Source organism: Amaricoccus macauensis, from assembly GCF_049800915.1.
Lineage (GTDB): Bacteria > Pseudomonadota > Alphaproteobacteria > Rhodobacterales > Rhodobacteraceae > Amaricoccus > Amaricoccus macauensis_A.
In genome coordinates this window covers 1-17,838 of the sequence record NZ_JBNAFY010000002.1, presented here as the reverse complement: position 1 = coordinate 17,838, position 17,838 = coordinate 1, and the positions used below count along the sequence as shown (strand labels likewise).

15 protein-coding genes are annotated in these 17,838 nt (G+C 66.6%); 9 read left to right on the top strand and 6 right to left on the bottom strand.

Annotation, left to right across the window (positions count from 1 at the left end):
- The first annotated feature begins 16 nt into the window (after positions 1-16).
- From ACP15W_RS04320 to ACP15W_RS04305, 4 genes are all read left to right on the top strand, one after another.
- A complete protein-coding gene (locus ACP15W_RS04320) occupies positions 17-778 on the top strand; it encodes a F0F1 ATP synthase subunit A (protein WP_424931627.1) in 762 nt (253 codons plus the stop codon).
- A 58-nt stretch (positions 779-836) separates the two neighbouring features.
- Entirely contained in the window at positions 837-1,073 is a 237-nt protein-coding gene (locus ACP15W_RS04315; protein ID WP_424931626.1) for a F0F1 ATP synthase subunit C, read from the top strand.
- Between the two features lie 63 nt (positions 1,074-1,136).
- A complete protein-coding gene (locus tag ACP15W_RS04310; protein WP_424931625.1) occupies positions 1,137-1,706 on the top strand; it encodes a F0F1 ATP synthase subunit B' in 570 nt (189 codons plus the stop codon).
- A gap of 4 nt (positions 1,707-1,710) precedes the next feature.
- Positions 1,711-2,202 (top strand): F0F1 ATP synthase subunit B, encoded by a 492-nt coding sequence (locus ACP15W_RS04305; protein WP_424931624.1) that lies wholly within the window; start codon positions 1,711-1,713, stop codon positions 2,200-2,202.
- 427 nt (positions 2,203-2,629) lie between these two features.
- Here ACP15W_RS04305 and ACP15W_RS04300 read toward each other — a convergent pair whose 3' ends face one another.
- Genes ACP15W_RS04300 through ACP15W_RS04285 form a run of 4 tightly spaced genes read right to left on the bottom strand, consistent with a single transcriptional unit; the run spans position 2,630 to position 9,462 of the window.
- The gene (locus ACP15W_RS04300; RefSeq protein WP_424931623.1) at positions 2,630-4,696 is read right to left on the bottom strand and encodes a hypothetical protein; all 2,067 of its coding nucleotides are present in this window, start codon (positions 4,694-4,696) and stop codon (positions 2,630-2,632) included.
- A 2-nt stretch (positions 4,697-4,698) separates the two neighbouring features.
- Positions 4,699-7,494: a DUF4159 domain-containing protein gene (locus tag ACP15W_RS04295; protein ID WP_424931622.1), complete on the bottom strand. Its 2,796-nt coding sequence runs from the start codon at positions 7,492-7,494 to the stop codon at positions 4,699-4,701.
- 43 nt (positions 7,495-7,537) lie between these two features.
- Positions 7,538-8,458: a DUF58 domain-containing protein gene (locus ACP15W_RS04290; RefSeq protein ID WP_424931621.1), complete on the bottom strand. Its 921-nt coding sequence runs from the start codon at positions 8,456-8,458 to the stop codon at positions 7,538-7,540.
- Positions 8,455-9,462, bottom strand: a complete 1,008-nt coding sequence (locus tag ACP15W_RS04285; RefSeq protein WP_424931620.1) for an AAA family ATPase — start codon at positions 9,460-9,462, stop codon at positions 8,455-8,457. The genes ACP15W_RS04290 and ACP15W_RS04285 overlap by 4 nt, the downstream gene beginning before the upstream one ends.
- Positions 9,463-9,561: 99 nt before the next feature.
- Between ACP15W_RS04285 and ACP15W_RS04280 the strand changes: the two genes are divergently transcribed.
- From ACP15W_RS04280 to ACP15W_RS04260, 5 genes are all read left to right on the top strand, one after another.
- A complete protein-coding gene (locus ACP15W_RS04280) occupies positions 9,562-10,179 on the top strand; it encodes a DUF1285 domain-containing protein (RefSeq protein ID WP_424932274.1) in 618 nt (205 codons plus the stop codon).
- A gap of 108 nt (positions 10,180-10,287) precedes the next feature.
- Positions 10,288-11,400, top strand: a complete 1,113-nt coding sequence (gene mtnA / locus ACP15W_RS04275) for an S-methyl-5-thioribose-1-phosphate isomerase (RefSeq protein WP_424931619.1) — start codon at positions 10,288-10,290, stop codon at positions 11,398-11,400.
- A 5-nt stretch (positions 11,401-11,405) separates the two neighbouring features.
- Entirely contained in the window at positions 11,406-12,062 is a 657-nt protein-coding gene (locus ACP15W_RS04270) for a class II aldolase/adducin family protein (protein ID WP_424931618.1), read from the top strand.
- A 425-nt stretch (positions 12,063-12,487) separates the two neighbouring features.
- Positions 12,488-13,807, top strand: a complete 1,320-nt coding sequence (locus ACP15W_RS04265) for an aspartate aminotransferase family protein (RefSeq protein ID WP_424931617.1) — start codon at positions 12,488-12,490, stop codon at positions 13,805-13,807.
- 74 nt (positions 13,808-13,881) lie between these two features.
- Positions 13,882-14,277 carry a DUF2147 domain-containing protein gene (locus ACP15W_RS04260; RefSeq protein ID WP_424931616.1) on the top strand — a complete coding sequence of 132 codons (396 nt, stop codon included), beginning with the start codon at positions 13,882-13,884 and terminating at the stop codon, positions 14,275-14,277.
- Positions 14,278-14,311: 34 nt separating this feature from the next.
- On the opposite strand, the gene ACP15W_RS04255 is transcribed toward ACP15W_RS04260, so the two are convergent.
- Positions 14,312-16,030, bottom strand: coding sequence for a ShlB/FhaC/HecB family hemolysin secretion/activation protein (locus ACP15W_RS04255; RefSeq protein ID WP_424931615.1), 1,719 nt, complete (start codon positions 16,028-16,030; stop codon positions 14,312-14,314).
- Positions 16,027-17,838 (bottom strand): MBG domain-containing protein (locus ACP15W_RS04250; protein ID WP_424931614.1); only part of this gene is annotated, 1,812 nt, incomplete at its 5' end. The genes ACP15W_RS04255 and ACP15W_RS04250, both read right to left, overlap by 4 nt.

The window sequence follows — 17,838 nt, the reverse complement described above, 5'->3', positions numbered from 1 at the left end:
GGCTGAGAGAGGACACATGGCAGGCGACGCAGGACACGGCGATAGCCCCTTTAACATCCACCCGATGGATCAGTTCATGGTCGAGCCGCTGTTCGGCGATGGTGCCGTTCACTGGTACACGCCGACCAATGCGACGCTCTGGATGTTGCTTTCGGTCGGCGCAATCACGCTGCTGATGGTGACCGCGACCCGGGGCCGCGCGCTGGTCCCTTCCCGCGGTCAGTCGACAGCGGAAGTGCTTTTCGGTTTCGTGCGCAAGATGGTCGAGGACGTGGCCGGCAAGGAAGGGGCTAAATACTTCCCCTATATCCTGACGCTCTTCCTCTTCATCCTCTTCGCCAACGTGCTCGCGCTCATCCCGACGAGCTTCGCGCCCACCTCGCATATCGCCGTGACGGCGGTTCTCGCGATCGCGGTCTTCGTGACGGTCACGGCGATCGGCTTCATGAAGCATGGCGCGCATTTCCTGAAGCTCTTCTGGGTTTCCTCCGCACCCACCCTGGCGCTGCGGATCGTCCTCGCGGTGATCGAGGTCATTTCCTACTTCGTGCGCCCGGTCAGCCACTCCATCCGTCTTGGCGGCAACATGATGGCTGGTCACGCGGTTCTGAAAGTGTTCGCGGGCTTTGCAGGCGCGCTCGGCGTGGGGGCGATCCTGCCCTTCGCTGCGATCGCGGCAATCTACGGTCTCGAACTTCTGGTGGCCTTCATCCAGGCCTACGTGTTCGCGATCCTCACCTGCGTCTATCTCAACGATGCGCTGCATCCGGGCCACTGAGGTCCGGACCAGCCGCGTTACTCAAGTTTTCGCCATTCCAATCCAAAGGAGCTACAAGATGGAAGGCAATATCGCTGAAATGGGTCAGTTCATCGGCGCGGGCCTCGCTTGCACGGGCATGGGCGGCGCCGGCATCGGTATCGGCCACGTGGCTGGCAACTTCCTCGCCGGTGCACTCCGCAACCCGTCGGCCGCTGGCGAACAGACCGCGACGCTCTTCATCGGCATCGCATTCGCTGAAGCGCTCGGCATCTTCTCGTTCCTCGTTGCGCTCCTCCTGATGTTCGCCGTCTAAGGCGGACCCGGGTTTTCTGACCCGTGCGGGCTTGCCCGCATGGGCTCACGGATGGAGTGATACATGGCGAATGAGACCGAAGCTGCGGCTGGGGGCCATGGCGCTGAAAGCCTTGGAGCCGAAGTGCTTCACCAGGCTGAAGTTGGCATGCCTCAGCTCAATCCGGAATACTTCCCCAACCTGATCTTCTGGCTGATCGTCTCGATCGTCCTGCTCTACATGATCCTGAGCAAGGTTGCGATCCCGCGGATCACCAGCGTTCTTGCCGAGCGCAGCGATGCGATCTCGGGCGATCTAGAAACCGCACAGCTCTACAAGCGCCGCGCGGAAGAAGCCGAAGCCGCCTACAATGCGGCCCTGGCCAAGGCCCGCGACGATGCCCAGAAGATCGCGGCCGAGAAGAAGGCCGAGGTCGGCAAGGAAGTCGACGCGCTCATGGCGAAGGCCGATGCGGAGATCGCGGCTCGCGCTGCGGAATCCGAGAAGCGCATTGCGGAGATCCGTGATCAGGCGGCGGTGAGTGTCGAGGAAGTCGCACGCCAGACGGCAGCCGAAATCGTGGCCGCCATCGGTCCGGTTGCAGCGGACGCTTCGGCGATCGATGCAGCGGTTTCGAACCGGCTGAAGGGGTAAGGCGATGGATTTTCTGAACAACACGGATATCGTCGTCACCATCGGTTTCCTGATCTTCGTCGGCGTGGTGATCTATGCTGGTGCTCCGAAGCTGATCGGCTCCAAGCTCGATGCACGTGCAACGACGATCAAGGCCGAACTCGATGAAGCCCGCGCGCTTCGCGAGGAAGCTCAGACTCTCCTGGCAAGTTACGAGCGCCGCCAGCGCGAAGTGACCGTTCAGGCGGAAGAGATCGTCACTGCCGCGCGGAAGGAAGCCGAACAGGCCGCCGCAAAGGCCAAGGAAGACCTTCAGGCATCTGTCGAGCGCCGTCTCGCAACCGCGACCGAGCAGATTGAGGCCGCCGAACAGGCAGCCCTGAAGCAGGTCAAGGATCGGGCCGTCGCCGTAGCCGTGGCAGCCGCCGCGGATGTGATCAGCGGGTCCATGAAGGCCGCCGATATCAAGAAGACGATCGATGCCTCGATTTCCGAGGTTGGTGCGAAGCTGCACTGATATCGACCAACGAACTGAACATCGAATGGACCCGTCCCTTGTGGCGGGTCTTTTCTTTTGTGGAGCGGTATCCGCCCGGCCGTCGATGCTGTGGGAGTTCAAGTTCGCCCTCGCAGGCCAGTTCGGAGGCCAAGGCGGTATTGGTGCGAGCCCCCTATATGACTGCAATCGGGCAGGCCGCTGGCGTTTTCGCGGCGCGGCCGGCGGCGAACCGGAGAGCCGCGCGAAACCGCCTGTTCGACACGGTTCATGGTGACGCCATAGCCTGAACCGGTGGTATGCCACGGCATAGACGACGCGTCCCGGCGGGCCGTTGCAGGCACCGCGCCGACGGCTAGGTCTGTGCTATTGCCTTCCAGCACCAATGATGAGGCGCAACACATGGCCCCGGGGAGGAGTATGGCCCGGCGCAGATCGGGCCCCTCCCCTACCGCCCTTCCAGACGCCAGGCCATGACAAGCAGGGAGGACGCGATCAGGAGCATGAGCCAGCCCGGGGCAATCGCGACCTGGGTTACGTCGCGAAGCTGGTAGGCCTCCCGGTCCACCAGTCCGAGCCAGCCCCGCCCTTCGGCGATGCGGTTCTCGCGCACCAGGCGCAGATCCACTTCGCCGTCTTCCGCCCGGAGAATGCCGCCGCCGGTCGCATTCGCAAGCGGTTGCAGCTCCGCCCCCGTGGAAACCGGATTGGCGAACTCCTTGGGCTGGGACGGCCCGATCACGGCAACGGCCGCGCGCTCCCCGTTTTCGAGTTGCCAGACACCATTTTCACCGGCTTCGATCCGGGCTTCCCACAGCCCCGGGGATACCTCGGTGAGTTCGACCTCCTGGGCCTCCCCGCCCGGGCTGGTGGCCGTTACGGGCGGCACCTCGGGTTCTATCGTGCGCCGCGTGATGACGAGATCGCCCTCGTCGCCCCGGCCGCGGAGCACTTCCTCCTCCAGTTCGGGTTCCTTCATGAGCCAGTGTGCCAGCCGGCGCAACAGTTCCATCTGCGGCCCACCGCCCTCGAAGCCCCGGCTCCAGAGCCAGGCATGGTCGGAGGCCAGCACCGCGATGCGGCCCTCCCCCTGTCGGTCGAGGACCAGAAGCGGCGCCTCTTCGGGGCCGGTCATCACCACCTGGCCCTGTTGGGCGGTGGTCTCGATCAGGCGGAACCAGCGTCCCCAGCCGGGTGTTCCATCCGCCTCCGGGTCCCGCGGCCCGTGGGCTTCGAGACCGGCGGTGACCGGGTGGCGCGAGCCGAGCTCGGAGATCATCGGGTGGTACCCGCGCTCGATCACCTGCGCCGTCGGTTCCACAGGGAGAACCTCGCGCAGGGGCGAGCGCGAGAGGCTTTCGGCACCGGCGAAATCCGTGCCCGTCGCAAGCAGGAGCGCGCCGCCGTCCCGGACATAGCGGGCGATGTTGGCGAAATAGCCCGCTGGCAGGATGCCGCGCCGCCGGTATCGGTCGAAAATGATGAGATCGAACTCGTCCACCTTCTCCATGAAGAGTTCCTGGGTCGGGAAGGCGATCAGGGACAGTTCGAAGACCGGGACGAAGTCCTGTTTCTCCGGCGGGCGGAGAATGGTGAAATGCACGAGGTCGACCGAGCTGTCGGACTTGAGCAGGTTCCGCCAGGTGCGCTCGCCGGGATAGGGCTCGCCGGAAATCAGCAGCACCCGCAGTCGGTCGCGCACGCCGTTGATCGACACGACCGCCTCGTTGTTGCGCGCCGTGAGTTCGCCCTCGGCCTCGGGCGTCGAGATCTGCAACACGTTGATGCCGCCGCGGGTCAGCGTGACCGGAAGCGAGACGGTTTGCCCGATCGGAACGTCGAAGCGCAGCGGCGGCTCCCCATCGAGCGAGATGAGCAGAGGCGCGCTGGCCCCCTGCGGTGGGGCCGCGCCGAGATCCTCGACCCGAAGCGAGAGGCTGACCGGCTCATCGACGATCGAGAAGGCCGGCGCGGTCTCCATGACGATCCGCCTGTCCCAATCTTGGGCGCTTCCGGTGAGCAGGACATGGACCGGGGCGGGAAACCCGTCGATGGCATCCGCGTCGTGCACGCGCCCATCCGTGACGAGGATTGCGCCCGCGATGCGTTCCTGGGGCAGTTCCGCGGCCATCTCGCTCAGCGCGGCGATCAGCCGGGTGCCGTCATCACCCCCATCCGCGACGCGGGTTTCGCGCACCTCGAGGTTCTCGCCCAGGGCTCCGAGCTCGGCTTCGAGATTCGCCTCCATCTGCGCAAGCTGGTCGGGGCGCTGCTGGATCCTGTTGCTGGCGCTGGCATCATAGACCACCAGAGCGATGTTGGAGACAGGAGCACGATCCTCCTCGCGGATCGAGGGACCGAGGAGCGCGAAGAGGATGACGGCGGCCGCCAGTGCGCGCAGCCACCAGCCCGCCAGACCGCGCCAGACGGCGAGCGCGATGAAGACGGCGACGATCACGCCAAGCGTGATGAGGACCGGGCCGGGCAACAGCGGATCGAAGACGAAACTGCGCATTGCTATTGTCCCAGCCTGTCGAGAAGGGCCGGCACATGCACCTGGTCCGACTTGTAGTTTCCGGTCATCACGTGCATCACGAGGTTCACTCCGAACCGAAAGGCCATCTCCCGCTGGCGCTCGCCACTGAGCCCGCGCCCGACGGGATACATCGGCGCGCCGTTGTCCTGGATCGCCCAGGCCGATGCCCAGTCGTTTCCGCCGATCACCACCGGGGTCACGCCATCATTTAGGTTGCGGAAGGGAAGCCCCTCGACTGCCTGTGTTTCGGGGGCGGCCTCGACCCAGACCGGAGCGCTGTGGAACCGGCCCGGAAAATCCTGCAGCAGGTAGAAAGTCCGGGTCAGCACATGGTCGCTCGGCACCTCCATCAGCGGGGGCACGTCGAGCTTGAGCGCGATGCGCTGCAGGGCCCGGTTGTTCGGCGTCGCCCCGCTGAAATTCGGGGCCAGGTCGCTGTCGAGCGTGTCGAAGAGGATCATGCCGCCGTGGCGGAGATATTCGTTGAGCCTGCCGTAGGCTTCGTCCGAAGGCGGGGTCTGCGCCTCCGTCACCGGCCAGTAGAGCAGCGGCAGTAGCGAGAGGTCATCGGTTTCCAGGTCCACGCCCACGGGATCGGCGGGCACCACGGCCGTCCGGTCGAAGAGCTCCTGACCGAGGCCCTTGAGCCCAGCCTCGCTCGTGCGGTCGATGCGCGCATTGCCCGTGATCACGTAGGCCAGCACCGTCTCGTTCGCGGCATAGAGGGCCGCAGCCTCGTCGGTGGTCTCCTGTGCGGCCACCGGAGCGGGCATCATCGCCGCCACACCGGACAGCACGATCACCCCAAGCACCCCCGCGACATGGGAGGGATGCCGCCCGAGGTGCGACAGCCGCCCGGAGATCCAGAGGGTAACGAGCAGGTCGATGGTGAGAAGCATGAGGGCAAGTCCGAGAAGCCAGGGGCCAAAGAACACTTCCTGTTCGCGCTCCATTCCTTCGACAGTGACGGATTGGGGCATCGGCGACATGGGGGACAGGCGCACATCGGGGCCCATCACGTTCAGCGTGGTGCGCCGCGTGCCGCTGGAATAGAAGCCCGGCGGCACGTCGCGCGACGGCTCGCCCTGCGCCAGCCGTTCGCCCGGCACCCCGGCGAGCAGGTCCGGCGTCTGGAGGTCCCCGAAGCCATCAAGCACCCTGACGGGCGTCCAGACGGATCCCGCCAGATCCTCGGACCCGGTTTCCCCGACACCGCCCGCGCTCTGTGCGAGCCGTTCCAGCATCTGGACGAAAAGCCCCGAGAGCGGCAGGTTCGACCAGTCCGCGCTGGCCGTCACGTGGAAGAGGACCACCTGGCCATCCCCGAGAGGAGCGGAGGTGACAAGCGGGGTGCCATCCTCGAGGCTTGCGATCACGCGCTGCGGCAGGTCCGGGTCCGGCTGGGCCATGACCTGGGCCGAGATCTCGACATCCGCAGGCAGGGCGAGCCCGGCAAACGGGCTGTCGTCGGCGAAGGGCCTGAGCCGGCGCGGCGCGCCCCAGGACATCGCACCACCCAAAGAACGACCGCCGGCGCGAAGCCGCACGGGCAGGAGCGGATCGGCCTCGAGCTGGCCCGCGCCGGAACGCGCGAGACGGGGTCCGGCAAAGCGGACGAGCATTCCGCCGTCCTCGACCCAGGCGATCAGATCCGCACGCTCGGTTTCGGCCAGGCTGCCGACATCCGCCAGGATCAGAAGATCAGGTGTGCTCTGCAGCATCTGCGGAAGCGGCGCCTCGATGGTCTCTGCAAAGGGTTCGAGCGCCTTGCGCAGGTAATTGAGCGGGTCGATGAGGTCTTGCGCCTCGCTTCCGGCCTGCCCGGACATGAGGCCCACCTCGCGGCGGCGAACGGAATCGCCCGCGAGCACGACACCGGCAGCGGACCGCCCTGCATCCAGTTGAATGCGCTCCACCCGGTTGCGCAGCTCCGACTGCATCTCGATCTCGACATCGGCCTGCCCCTCTCCGGCGGCGAACAGCCCCTCGCCCTTGCCCAGAAGCCGCTCGACACCGTTGGGATCGGGGCCGAAGGCCGAGACGGAAACCGGCTCCTCGGCCTCGCTAACGATCCGCAGCGCACCGACATGGAGGGTTCCCTGCTCGAGCCAGGGCGGCGAAAGCGCCCGAACCCGGCCCTCGGGCACCACAACAGTTACCGGGCCATGATCCAGGAGGGCCTCCGCGACCGCGCGTTCCCCCTCCTGACCGACCCCGTCGGTGAGCCAAACCGTTTCGAAATCCTCGTCCAGCGCATTGATCCAGGCGGGCCAGTCCGTAAGGTCGGGAGACCAGGCGCGCGGAGCGAGACCAGGCAGCCGGTCCGCTCCCTGGGCCGCGGCCCGAAGCGGCAAAGCACCCTGGGGCGGGCCATCGGCCAGCAGGAGAACCGCCACCGGGCGGGCATCCCTCTCGGCCTCGGTCAGAAGGCCTGCTGCCCGGCCGATCCGATCGGACCAGTCCGGTGCATCGCCCCATCCGCCATCGAGGAGCACCAGGAGCGGCCCCTCACCTCTTTCGCCGCGCGGATTGAGCACCGGTTCGGCGAAGGCGATGATGACTGCGGCAATCGCGAGCATCCGGAGCGCAAGCAGCCACCAGGGGGTGCGGGCGGGCGTGCGCTCCGTCTCGTCCAGTTCGAGCAGGAGGCGAACACCCGGGAACACGCGCCGGAGGGCCGAGGGCGGCACTGCGCGGAGCAGGAACCAGAGCGCGGGCAGCAGCAGAATCGCGGCCAGCAGCCAGGGGGACAGAAACGCGAGGGAACCAATACTCATATTGGAGATGAATCCTTGCGCAAAAATTCGCAGAAGTCGAGCATCAAGCCCGATCTCCGATTGCCATATAGAGCCAGAGCAGGGCCTTTCTTGGGCTTTCGCTTGTCCTGTGATGCAAAACGCGCCATCCGAGATGATGCGCGATCTCGTCGAGCCTTGCCCGGTGGCTCTTCAGTTTCGCCTTGTAGGCCTCCCGCAGGCTGCGGGCCCGCTGCGCCTCGAACTCGGTGTCGCCACCCATGCTTTCGAAGATCACCCTGCCGTCGAAGGGAAAGACCTCCTCGCTTTCGTCGAGCACCTGAACGAAACAGCCCTTCACGCCCTGGTCCGCAGCATGGGAGAGAACCGGCGTGAGCGTGTTGAGGTCCCCGAGAAAGTCGGAGAAGAACGCGGCCCGCCCGCCGCGCGGCATGGTGTCCTGCGGCGGGTCGCCATAGTCGCCCCGATCTTCGCGCGGCTCTCCGCCAAGTTCCATCGCCATGCGATTGAGCTGCGCCCGGCCCGTGCGTGGCAGGGCAGCGTTCGTCCCCATGAGCGAGACCCGCTCGCCGCCTTTCATCAGCAGGACCGAGACCGCCAGCGCGAGGAGCGAGGCACGTTCACGCTTGGAACGTTCGCTGCCTTCGGCGCGGTAATCCATGGACAGCGCATCATCGACCCAGATGCTGACGGTCTGGGAGCTCTCCCACTCCATTTCGCGGATATACTGAAGATCCGACCGCCCCGAGCGACGCCAGTCCACCATGGAGCGCGCGTCGCCCGGCACGGCCTGCCGGTATTGCCAGAAGCTTTCGCCATGGCCGGCCCGCCTGCGCCCGTGTGCCCCCTGCGCGACCGTACCGGCGAGGATTTCGGCCTCGGCCAGCAGGGGCGGCAGCGCGCCGCCGATCTTCTCGGCATCGCGCCTGAGCCCGACCGGACCCTGGGGCTTGTTGCGCCCCCGCAGACGGGGCGATGTGCTCACGCAGCCGCCTCCACCTGCATGATATCGGTGACGAGCCGGGCGATCATGCCGTCGAGCGTCTGCCCCTCCGCGCGGGCGGCAAATCCGAGGGCCATCCGGTGGATCAGGACCGGGCGCGCGAGGGCCGCGACATCATCAAGATCCGGCACGAGGCGGCCCTGGATCAGGGCGCGGGCCCGGATCGCGAGCATCAGGGCCTGGGCCGCGCGCGGTCCCGGCCCCCAGCTGACCGCCTGGGTCACTGCCGGATGGGCATCGGGTTCGCCCGGACGGGCAGCGCGCACGAGGTCGAGGATCTTCTCGACCACGCTTTCACCGACCGGCAGACGGCGGACAAGCTGTTGCGCCGCAATCAGGCTGTCGGGGTCGAAGATCGGCTCGACCTGAACATCGGTCGCGCCGGTGGTGGAAAGGATGATTTCGCGCTCGTCGTCGCGTTCGGGATATTCCACGTCGATCTGCAGGAGGAACCGGTCGAGCTGGGCCTCGGGTAGCGGATACGTGCCTTCCTGTTCGATCGGGTTCTGAGTCGCGAGAACATGGAAGGGCGCCGGGAGGGTGCGTCGCTGGCCGGCCACGGAGACCTCGTGTTCCTGCATGGCCTGAAGGAGCGCGGACTGGGTGCGCGGGCTGGCGCGGTTGATCTCGTCGCCCATAAGCAGCTGGCAGAAGATCGGCCCATCGATGAACCGGAACGCGCGAGTCCCGTCCGCGCCGGTTTCAAGCACCTCCGCGCCGAGGATGTCGGCGGGCATCAGGTCGGGGGTGAACTGGATGCGGTGCGCCGAGAGGCCGAGCACCGTGCCCAGCGTCTCGACCAGCCGGGTCTTGGCCAGCCCCGGCGCGCCGACGAGCAGCCCGTGGCCTCCGCAGAGGATGGCGATGAGCGTCTGTTCGACGACGGCCTGCTGGCCGACGATCCGCCGCGCGATCATCTCCCGCGCCTGCATCAGTCGCGCGCCCGTCGCCTCGATCTCGTGCATCAGATCGTCCGTGTCCGCCATGCCCGACTTCCTTTCGTCGCCGCAGGCCTTGACGGGCCCGGCAGCTCTTACACACTGTTTCCGATCAATCGGAGCATACCCCGGAGAGGCGTGACCACAATGCACAAAGGCGATCACGAAACGGATACCAACGTCGGAGTTGGTACAGTTTCAACAGCCGACAGTATCGCGACGCATATTCAGAAGGCCGCGAAAGGGCGGGGCCCCGCGCCCGTTCACCTCTGGAATCCGCCGTTCTGCGGCGATCTCGACATGCGGATCGCCCGCGACGGGACGTGGTTCTATCTCGGGACGCCCATCGGCCGGATGCCGCTGGTGAAGCTTTTTTCCTCGGTCCTGAAGAAGGAAGACGGCAAGTATTTCCTGGTGACACCGGTGGAGAAGGTCGGAATCCGGGTCGAGGATGCCCCATTTGTGGCGGTGGATTTCCAGGTGCACGGCGAGGGACGCGATCAGGAGATCACCTTCCTTACCAATGTAGACGAGGAGGCCGTGGCGGGCCGCGACCATCCGATCCGGGTAGTACGCGACGCGGAAACCGGCGAGCCTTCACCCTACGTGATGATTCGCTCCGGGCTCGAAGCGCTGATCGACCGCAAGAGCTTCTACCGCCTGGTGGAGATCTGCTGCGAGGAAGAGATCGACGGCACCTCGCAGTTCGGGCTGTGGTCGGGGGGCGTCTTCTGGCCGTTCATCCCGGCGAAGGAACTGGCCTGAGCGGTTCGGTCGCGCTAGCAGATTGCGGAAACGATCTGTCCCGGCAAGCGGGCGGGTCGGCGGGGGTGTGCGCAGTTGCCTCCCTGCTTAAGCGACTGGGAGGATGATATGAAGGTCAACGGCACACCAACCCGCACGATCTGGGTCGAGGAGGCGGCGTCTGCTGACCGGCCCGGTCGCGTCGGCATCATCGACCAGACCCGGTTGCCGCACGCATTCGAGACTGTCTCGCTGACCACGCCCGAGGCAGCCGCGCACGCAATATCGGACATGCTGGTGCGGGGCGCGCCACTGATCGGGGCGACGGCGGCATATGGCCTGGCTCTCGGCATCCATGAGAACGCCTCGGATGCGCGGCTTGCCGCTCTTTACGACAGGCTTCATGCGACCCGGCCCACTGCGATCAACCTCCGCTGGGCGCTGGACCAGATGATGGCGACGCTGCGCCCCCTGCCCGAGGCCGAGCGCGAGGCCGCGGCCTGGGTCCGCGCGGCCGAGATCTGTGACGAGGATGCCGAGATCAACCGGATGATCGGGATGCATGGGCTGGACCTGATCCGCGAGATCGCGGCGCGCAGGCCGGGACCGGTCAATATCCTCACCCATTGCAACGCCGGCTGGCTCGCCACCGTGGACTGGGGCACGGCGACCTCGCCGATCTACCAGGCCCATGACGCGGGGATCGCGGTGCATGTCTGGGTGGACGAGACACGGCCGCGTAACCAGGGCGCGGCTCTGACATCCTGGGAGCTGGCCAATCACGGCGTGCCGCATCACCTCATCACGGACAATACCGGCGGGCACCTGATGCAGCAGGGCCTGGTCGATCTTGTCATCACCGGCACGGACCGCACCACGGCCAATGGCGATGTCTGCAACAAGATCGGCACCTATCTCAAGGCGCTCGCGGCGCAGGACAACAACGTGCCGTTTTACGTCGCGCTCCCCTCCCCCACGATCGATTTCCGGCTTGAGAGTGGCGCGGAGATCCCGATCGAGGAGCGCTCGAGCGACGAGGTAAGCTGGGTGCACGGCAAGGACCCGGAGGGGCGGGTGACGAAGGTGCGCATCAGCCCCGAGGCGACGCCGGCCGCGAACTACGCCTTTGATGTCACGCCCGCACGGCTGGTGTCGGGGCTCATTACCGAGAAGGGGATCGTGCCGGCCGAACATGGCGCGATTGCAGCGCTTTTCCCCGAGCGCGCGGCGGCGGCGGCCTGAACCGGATGCGCGGCAAGACCATGCCGGACCCGAGACAGGCGATCATCGACACATGCCTGAGGATGAACGCCGAAGGGCTCAACCAGGGCACCTCGGGCAATGTCTCGAGCCGCGCCGAGGGTGGCATGCTGATCACGCCCTCGGGCATTCCCTATGAGCGGCTCTCGCCCGAGGAGATCGTTTTCGTCCGCAATGACGGAACCTGGGAAGGCGGGATCAAGCCCTCCTCGGAATGGCGGATGCATCTCGACATCTATGGCACGCGTGAAGAGGCGGGTGCAGTGGTGCATGTCCACTCGACCTATGCGACCGGGCTTTCCTGCCTTCGGCGCGGGATTCCGGCCTTTCATTACATGGTCGCAGTTGCCGGTGGCCCAGATATTCGTTGCGCCGACTATGCGACGTTCGGCACCGCGGAACTGAGCGAAGCGATGGTCGCGGCACTCGACGGGCGGATAGCCTGCCTGCTGGCGAACCATGGGCAGATCGCTTTTGGGCCGTCGCTCGAGAAGGCGCTCTGGCTCGCGGGGGAGGTTGAAACGCTGGCCCGACAGCTCTCGGTGGCGGAGGGATTCGGCCCACCGGTGATCCTGCCGGACGCGGAGATGGACAGGGTGCTGGCGCTTTTCGCGGACTACGGGAAGCAACCGGAACGGGGCTGAAACGGGCTTCGGAGGGCATGCAGCTTTCATGCATATTTCATGCATATTCCATGCAGACGATTTTCCGGGTTTGGGCTCATCGGGGATGCGGCAGGAAGCGGGCTTTCGCCGCCGTTTTCGGGGCCGGGCCGGCGGCGGACCAGGGGGTGGCGCCGCGACGATTGTTCGGCGCAGTTTATGGCGACGCCACTGCCTAGCTCTACACGTCGCGCCTGCATCGACGATGCGCCAGCCCGTCCGGGCGGGCCGTCGCAGGCACGGCGCCTTCGGCTTGTTCCGTGCCATTGGCTCACAGCACCGATGGCGGAATGGGCCGCTTCCCCGCATCGGCCAATACCCAATACGGGCTTGACCGGGGAGGCGGTTTCGGGTCGTGGTTGACGATCCCGCTTTGCGGAGCGAGCGCGCCTGTCGGAGAGCCGATCATGAACATGCCCCAGCCCAATGACCTTCACTCCTTCTGGATGCCCTTTACGGCGAACCGGCAATTCAAGAAGGCGCCGCGCATGTTCGTGGCGGCCGAAGGCATGCATTACACAACCGCCGATGGCCGCGAGGTTCTGGACGGAACCGCGGGGCTCTGGTGCTGCAACGCCGGTCACAAGCGACCGAGGATCGTCGAGGCGATCCAGGCCCAGGTGGCCGAACTCGACTATGCCCCGGCCTTCCAGATGGGCCATCCGAAGGCGTTCGAACTGGCCAACCGGCTGATCGGGATCGCGCCCGAGGGGATGCGCCACGTGTTCTATACCAACTCGGGCTCGGAATCGGTGGAGACGGCGCTCAAGATCGCGCTCGCCTACCAGCGCGCCATCGGACAGGGTTCGCGGACCCGGCTGATCGGGCGCGAGCGCGGCTACCACGGCGTCAATTTCGGCGGCATTTCCGTGGGCGGGATCGTCAACAACCGCCGCTTCTTCGGCAGCCTGCTCGCGGGCGTCGATCACCTGCCCCACACGCATCTGCCCGAGAAGAATGCCTGGTCGCGCGGCCAGCCGGAACATGGCGCGGAACTGGCCGACGAACTCGAGCGGATCGTGACCCTGCATGGTGCCGAGACGATCGCGGCCGTGATCGTGGAGCCGATGGCGGGCTCCACCGGCGTGCTGCTGCCGCCCAAAGGCTATCTCGAGCGGCTGCGCGAGATCACACGCAAGCACGGCATTCTCCTAATCTTCGATGAGGTCATCACCGGGTTCGGGCGGCTGGGCGCGGCCTTCGGATCGGAGTATTTCGGCGTGCAGCCCGACATGATCACCTGCGCGAAGGGCCTTACCAACGGCGTGATCCCCATGGGCGCGGTGCTGTGCACGGGCGAGATCCACGATGCCTTCATGACCGGCCCCGAAGAGGCGATCGAACTTTTCCACGGCTACACCTATTCCGGCAATCCGCTCGCCGCGGCCGCGGGGCTCGCGACCCTCGACACCTACCGCGAGGAGGATCTCTTCGCACGCGCAGACGGCCTTGCGGACTACTGGGCGGACATGCTGCACGGGCTGAAGGGCGCGCGCCATGTGATCGACATTCGCAATCTTGGCCTGATCGGGGCGGTCGAACTGGAGCCGATCCCCGGCGCGCCGACGAAACGGGCGTTCGAGGCCTTCCTCAAGGCCTACGAGGCGGGCGTGCTGATCCGGACCACGGGCGACATCATTGCGCTTTCACCGCCTCTGATCATCGAGAAGGCGCATATTGATCGCATTGGAGAAACATTGGCGGATGTCCTGAACACAATCGGGTGATAGCCCCCCATGCCCCCGCTTGATTGCCCTCTCCGGGATCTAGATCTTGCCGATGAGGGCATGAAGGAGTTGAAATGATTCTGCGACACGCATTTGCCGCGGCGGTGGCCATCGCCTTTGCCGCCCCGGCATTCGCGTCAGACCCAATCGTGGGCCTCTGGCGCACCAACCAGTATGAGAACGGCGATTCCGGGCTGATCAACATCGAGCCTTGCGGATCGAAGATCTGTGGCACGCTGGTGGAGACCTTCAAACCGAGCGGCCAGTCCTTCGCGTCGAAGAATATCGGTCGTCAGATCATCACCGAGACCACGGCCTCGGGTGGCGGCACCTACGAGGGCAAGATCTACGCCCCGGGGGCCGATCAGACCTTCGTCTCGCGGCTCGAGCTTTCGGGCGACACGCTTTCGGTCTATGGCTGCAAGCTCGGGATCTGCCGCAGTGGCGGCACGTGGACGCGCGTGGAATGACGTGAATGACACGGCGCCCGAGGTGCAGCGGCGGTCAGAACCGCGCGACTGCACCGATGTAGAAGCGGGTTTCGTGATCGGGATCGGTGGTGTCCGTCGGGATGCCTTCGAGTTGTTGTGAGATCTCGGGCGTGATCGTGAGCCAGGGCCGCACGTCGATGCGCGCGCCGATCCCTGCGGACGCCAGGGTCTCGCCCTTGTCGCCATCGCGATCCGCACTGCGGTCATAGGCCCGGCCATAGTCGCCGTAGCCATAGATCTCGACGCGATCCACCGCCGTACCGAGATACTGGGGCGCCACGCTGTGTCGGACCTCGATCCGTGCGCCAAAGCCCGAATCCCCCGACGTGTTGCCCGGCGCGAACCCGCGCCCGATGGTGCTGTCGCCCAGGGAGAAGCGCTCGCTGCTGGGCAGGACGTCGGCCGCCATCTGCCCCATCACCTCACCGTAGACGGACCAGTCGCTCTGCCCGATCCGCTGGAGGCGGGAGAGCGTGAGGGCGCCGAGCAGGAAGTCCGGCACGCCCGCGGAGGGCCCTTCCGCACCGACGCTGGCGCCTGCGATATCAAGCCCCTTTCGCAGGTTCGCTTCCACGAGATTGACGCCGCCGTAGCGGTCGGCGAGATCCCATGTCAGCCGCGCATCGAAAATGATGAGGCGGTCTTCGGACGTGGTCTCGTCGCCCGAAAAGTCGGTCAGGCTTTCGCTTTCGCGCCAGACGAGCCCGGCCCGGCCGAAGAGGTTCTGGGAGCGGGTGCGGATGAAGGGCACGATCAGGCTGGCCCGCACTTCCGTTTCGTCCTGCAGGAGCGAAAGCTCTTCCGGGGAGCCGCTTTCCTGCAGGTCGGGGTCCGCGCGGGAGATGTCGCCGGCCAGTTCGAAGCGCCCGCCGTCGAACCAGGTGCCGGAGAGCTGCGGAACGGGAATGTCGATGGTTGCAGAGCCGAAGAGCAGCGAGCCATCGGCGGGCGCGGCGGCCACGAGAGTGTCGATCCGCTCGCTGAGGCCGAGGAGGTCGTAGCTCCGGCTCCCGCCCCCCAGCGTCCAGGCGCCGTAGAGCCGCGAGCCGCGGTTGTCCACGGTCGCGAACCAGGAAGTCGGTTCCGGGGTCACTGCGACGCCGAGATCCGCCGCCCCGAAGGTTTCGGGCGAGGGCTCGAGCACGGTCTCCACATCCGCGCCATAGGTGTCGCGCGCAAGGAGCACCGAGCGCTCGAGCGTTTCCAGGCGCAGCGGGCGGTCCTCCGGCACGGGCCGGAACAGCCGGTCGGTTGTCTCCTGCACCCGGGGCTTCTCGGCGGCGATCTCCACCCGGTCGACGAAGCCCTCGACCACGACGATCTCGACGATGCCATCGGCCACGGATTGTGCCGGGAGAACCGCCTGCGAGAGGATGTAGCCTTCCGCGCGGTAGGCCGCCCCGATCTCCTCGGCGACCGCCTCGAGCTCGGCCAGACCCACCGGCTCCCCGATCAGTTCCGCCCAGATCGGTTGCAGCTCCTCGGCGGAAAGCATTTCCGCGCCGGTGAGGCGGATGCCCTCGAGCACGAGCGGGCCGTCCGCGCCGGTGAGGCCGGGGATCACCGACTCGGGCAGGGACGGTTCCCGGGGAGGCGTGACCTCGCGCGAAGGGTCGGTCTGCAGGTCCGTGCCCCGTGGCAGGAGATCGGCTGCCGATTGCGCCGCCGCCCCTTGGGGCAGCAAGGTCAGTCCTGCACAGCAGGCCGCAGTGAGTAGTCGGCTGAAAGTCATTCGCCCCGCCCGGTTGTCGCCCAATAGGATTCCGTTGTGTTCTCTCGCCCGCATCCCGTCTGGGAGGTGGGACCGCGATTGATGAAGCCCGCGCAATCGGCCTCCGCGGCCGTGCCGGCGGCGGCCACGAAGCCGTTCTGTGCCTCCGCCCCGCCCGCGGCCGGGACGAAGCCTTCGGCCTCGGCGACCAGACGGCCCGTGGCGGGCGTGAAGCCCTGGGTCGCCGCCGTCGCTGCGGCGGGTGCGGCGGGTGCGCCGCCCGCGGGGGTCAGCTGCACGAACTCGCCCAGGGAATAGGTCAGCTCGAACGGCGCCGCGATGGCTGGTGGCGCGTCGAACTCCGTGGTGCGGTAGGTCGCGTCGCCCGGCGTGAAGGGCGGCAGGCCGCGCTCGAACTCTTCCCGTGTGCCGGCGGTTGCGAGGAGCGCGTCGCCCTCGATGTTGCCGCCGGTTCCTCCGCCCCCGTTCGGGGTGCCCGGGACGATCGAGAGCGTGCCCGGCGTGAAGGTCAGGGTGTAGTTCGTGGAGCTCAGCCCGCCCGGCGTGATCGTGTAGGTTCCCGTGGGGCTCGTGAGGCTCGCGTTGGTCAGGAATACGAGGCTGCCGTCGAGGACGCTTTCATCCTGGTCGAGAACGAAGCCTTCCAGGGTTGCCGTGAACCCGGGGCTGGATGAGCCGACGGTTCGCGTGGTGTCGTCGGCGGTGACGGTCAGCTGCGCCGGGTCGATGGTGAGCGTGCCCGCCTCATAGGCGATCTCGTAATTGCCAGAGGTCAGACCGGTGGCGGCGACATCGTAGTCGCCCACGTCGCTGGCGATCCCGGCGGCGGTGGTGAAGCCGAGCGTGCCGTCGAGATCGCTCTCGTCCTGGCCGAGTACGAAGCCGCTGTAGCTGACGGTGAAGTCCGGGTTTGCCGCGCCATAGGTGCGGGTCGCGTCATCGGCCGTCACGGTCAGCTGGGCCGGATCGATGGTCAGCGTGCCGGCTTCATAGGCGATCTCGTAATTGCCCGAGGTGAGGCCGGTGGCGGCGACATCGTAATTCCCGACATCGCTGGTCAGACCGGCGGCGGTGGTGAAGCCCAGCGTGCCGTCGAGATCAGACGCGTCCTGGCCGAGCACGAAGCCCGAATAGCTCGCGGTGAAGTCCGGGTTCGCGGCACCATAGGTGCGGGTGGCGTCGTCGGCCGTCACGGTCAGCTGCGCCGGGTCGATGGTCAGCGTGCCGGCCTCATAGGCGATCTCGTAGTTGCCGGAAGTGAGGCCGGTGGCCGCGACATCGTAGTTCCCGACGTCGCTTGCGATCCCGGCGGCGGTGGTGAAACCGAGGGTGCCATCGAGATCGGACGCGTCCTGGCCGAGGACGAAGCCGCTGTAGCTGGCGGTGAACTCGGGGTTCGCGGCGCCATAGGTCCGCGAGGCGTCATCCGTGGTGACGGTCAGCTGCGCCGGGTCGATGGTGAGCGTGCCCGCCTCGTAGGCGATCTCGTAATTGCCAGAGGTCAGACCGGTGGCGGCGACATCGTAATTCCCGACGTCGCTCGTGAGCCCGGCGGCGGTGGTGAAGCCCAGCGTGCCGTCGAGATCACCCGCGTCCTGGCCGAGCACGAAGCCCGAATAGCTCGCGGTGAACTCGGGGTTCGCGGCGCCGTAGGTGCGGGAGGCGTCGTCGGTGGTGACGGTGAGAAGCGCCGGGTCGATGGTGAGCGTGCCGGCCTCGTAGGCGATCTCGTAGTTGCCAGAGGTCAGACCGGTGGCGGCGACATCGTAGTCACCCACGTCGCTCGTGAGCCCGGCGGCGGTGGTGAA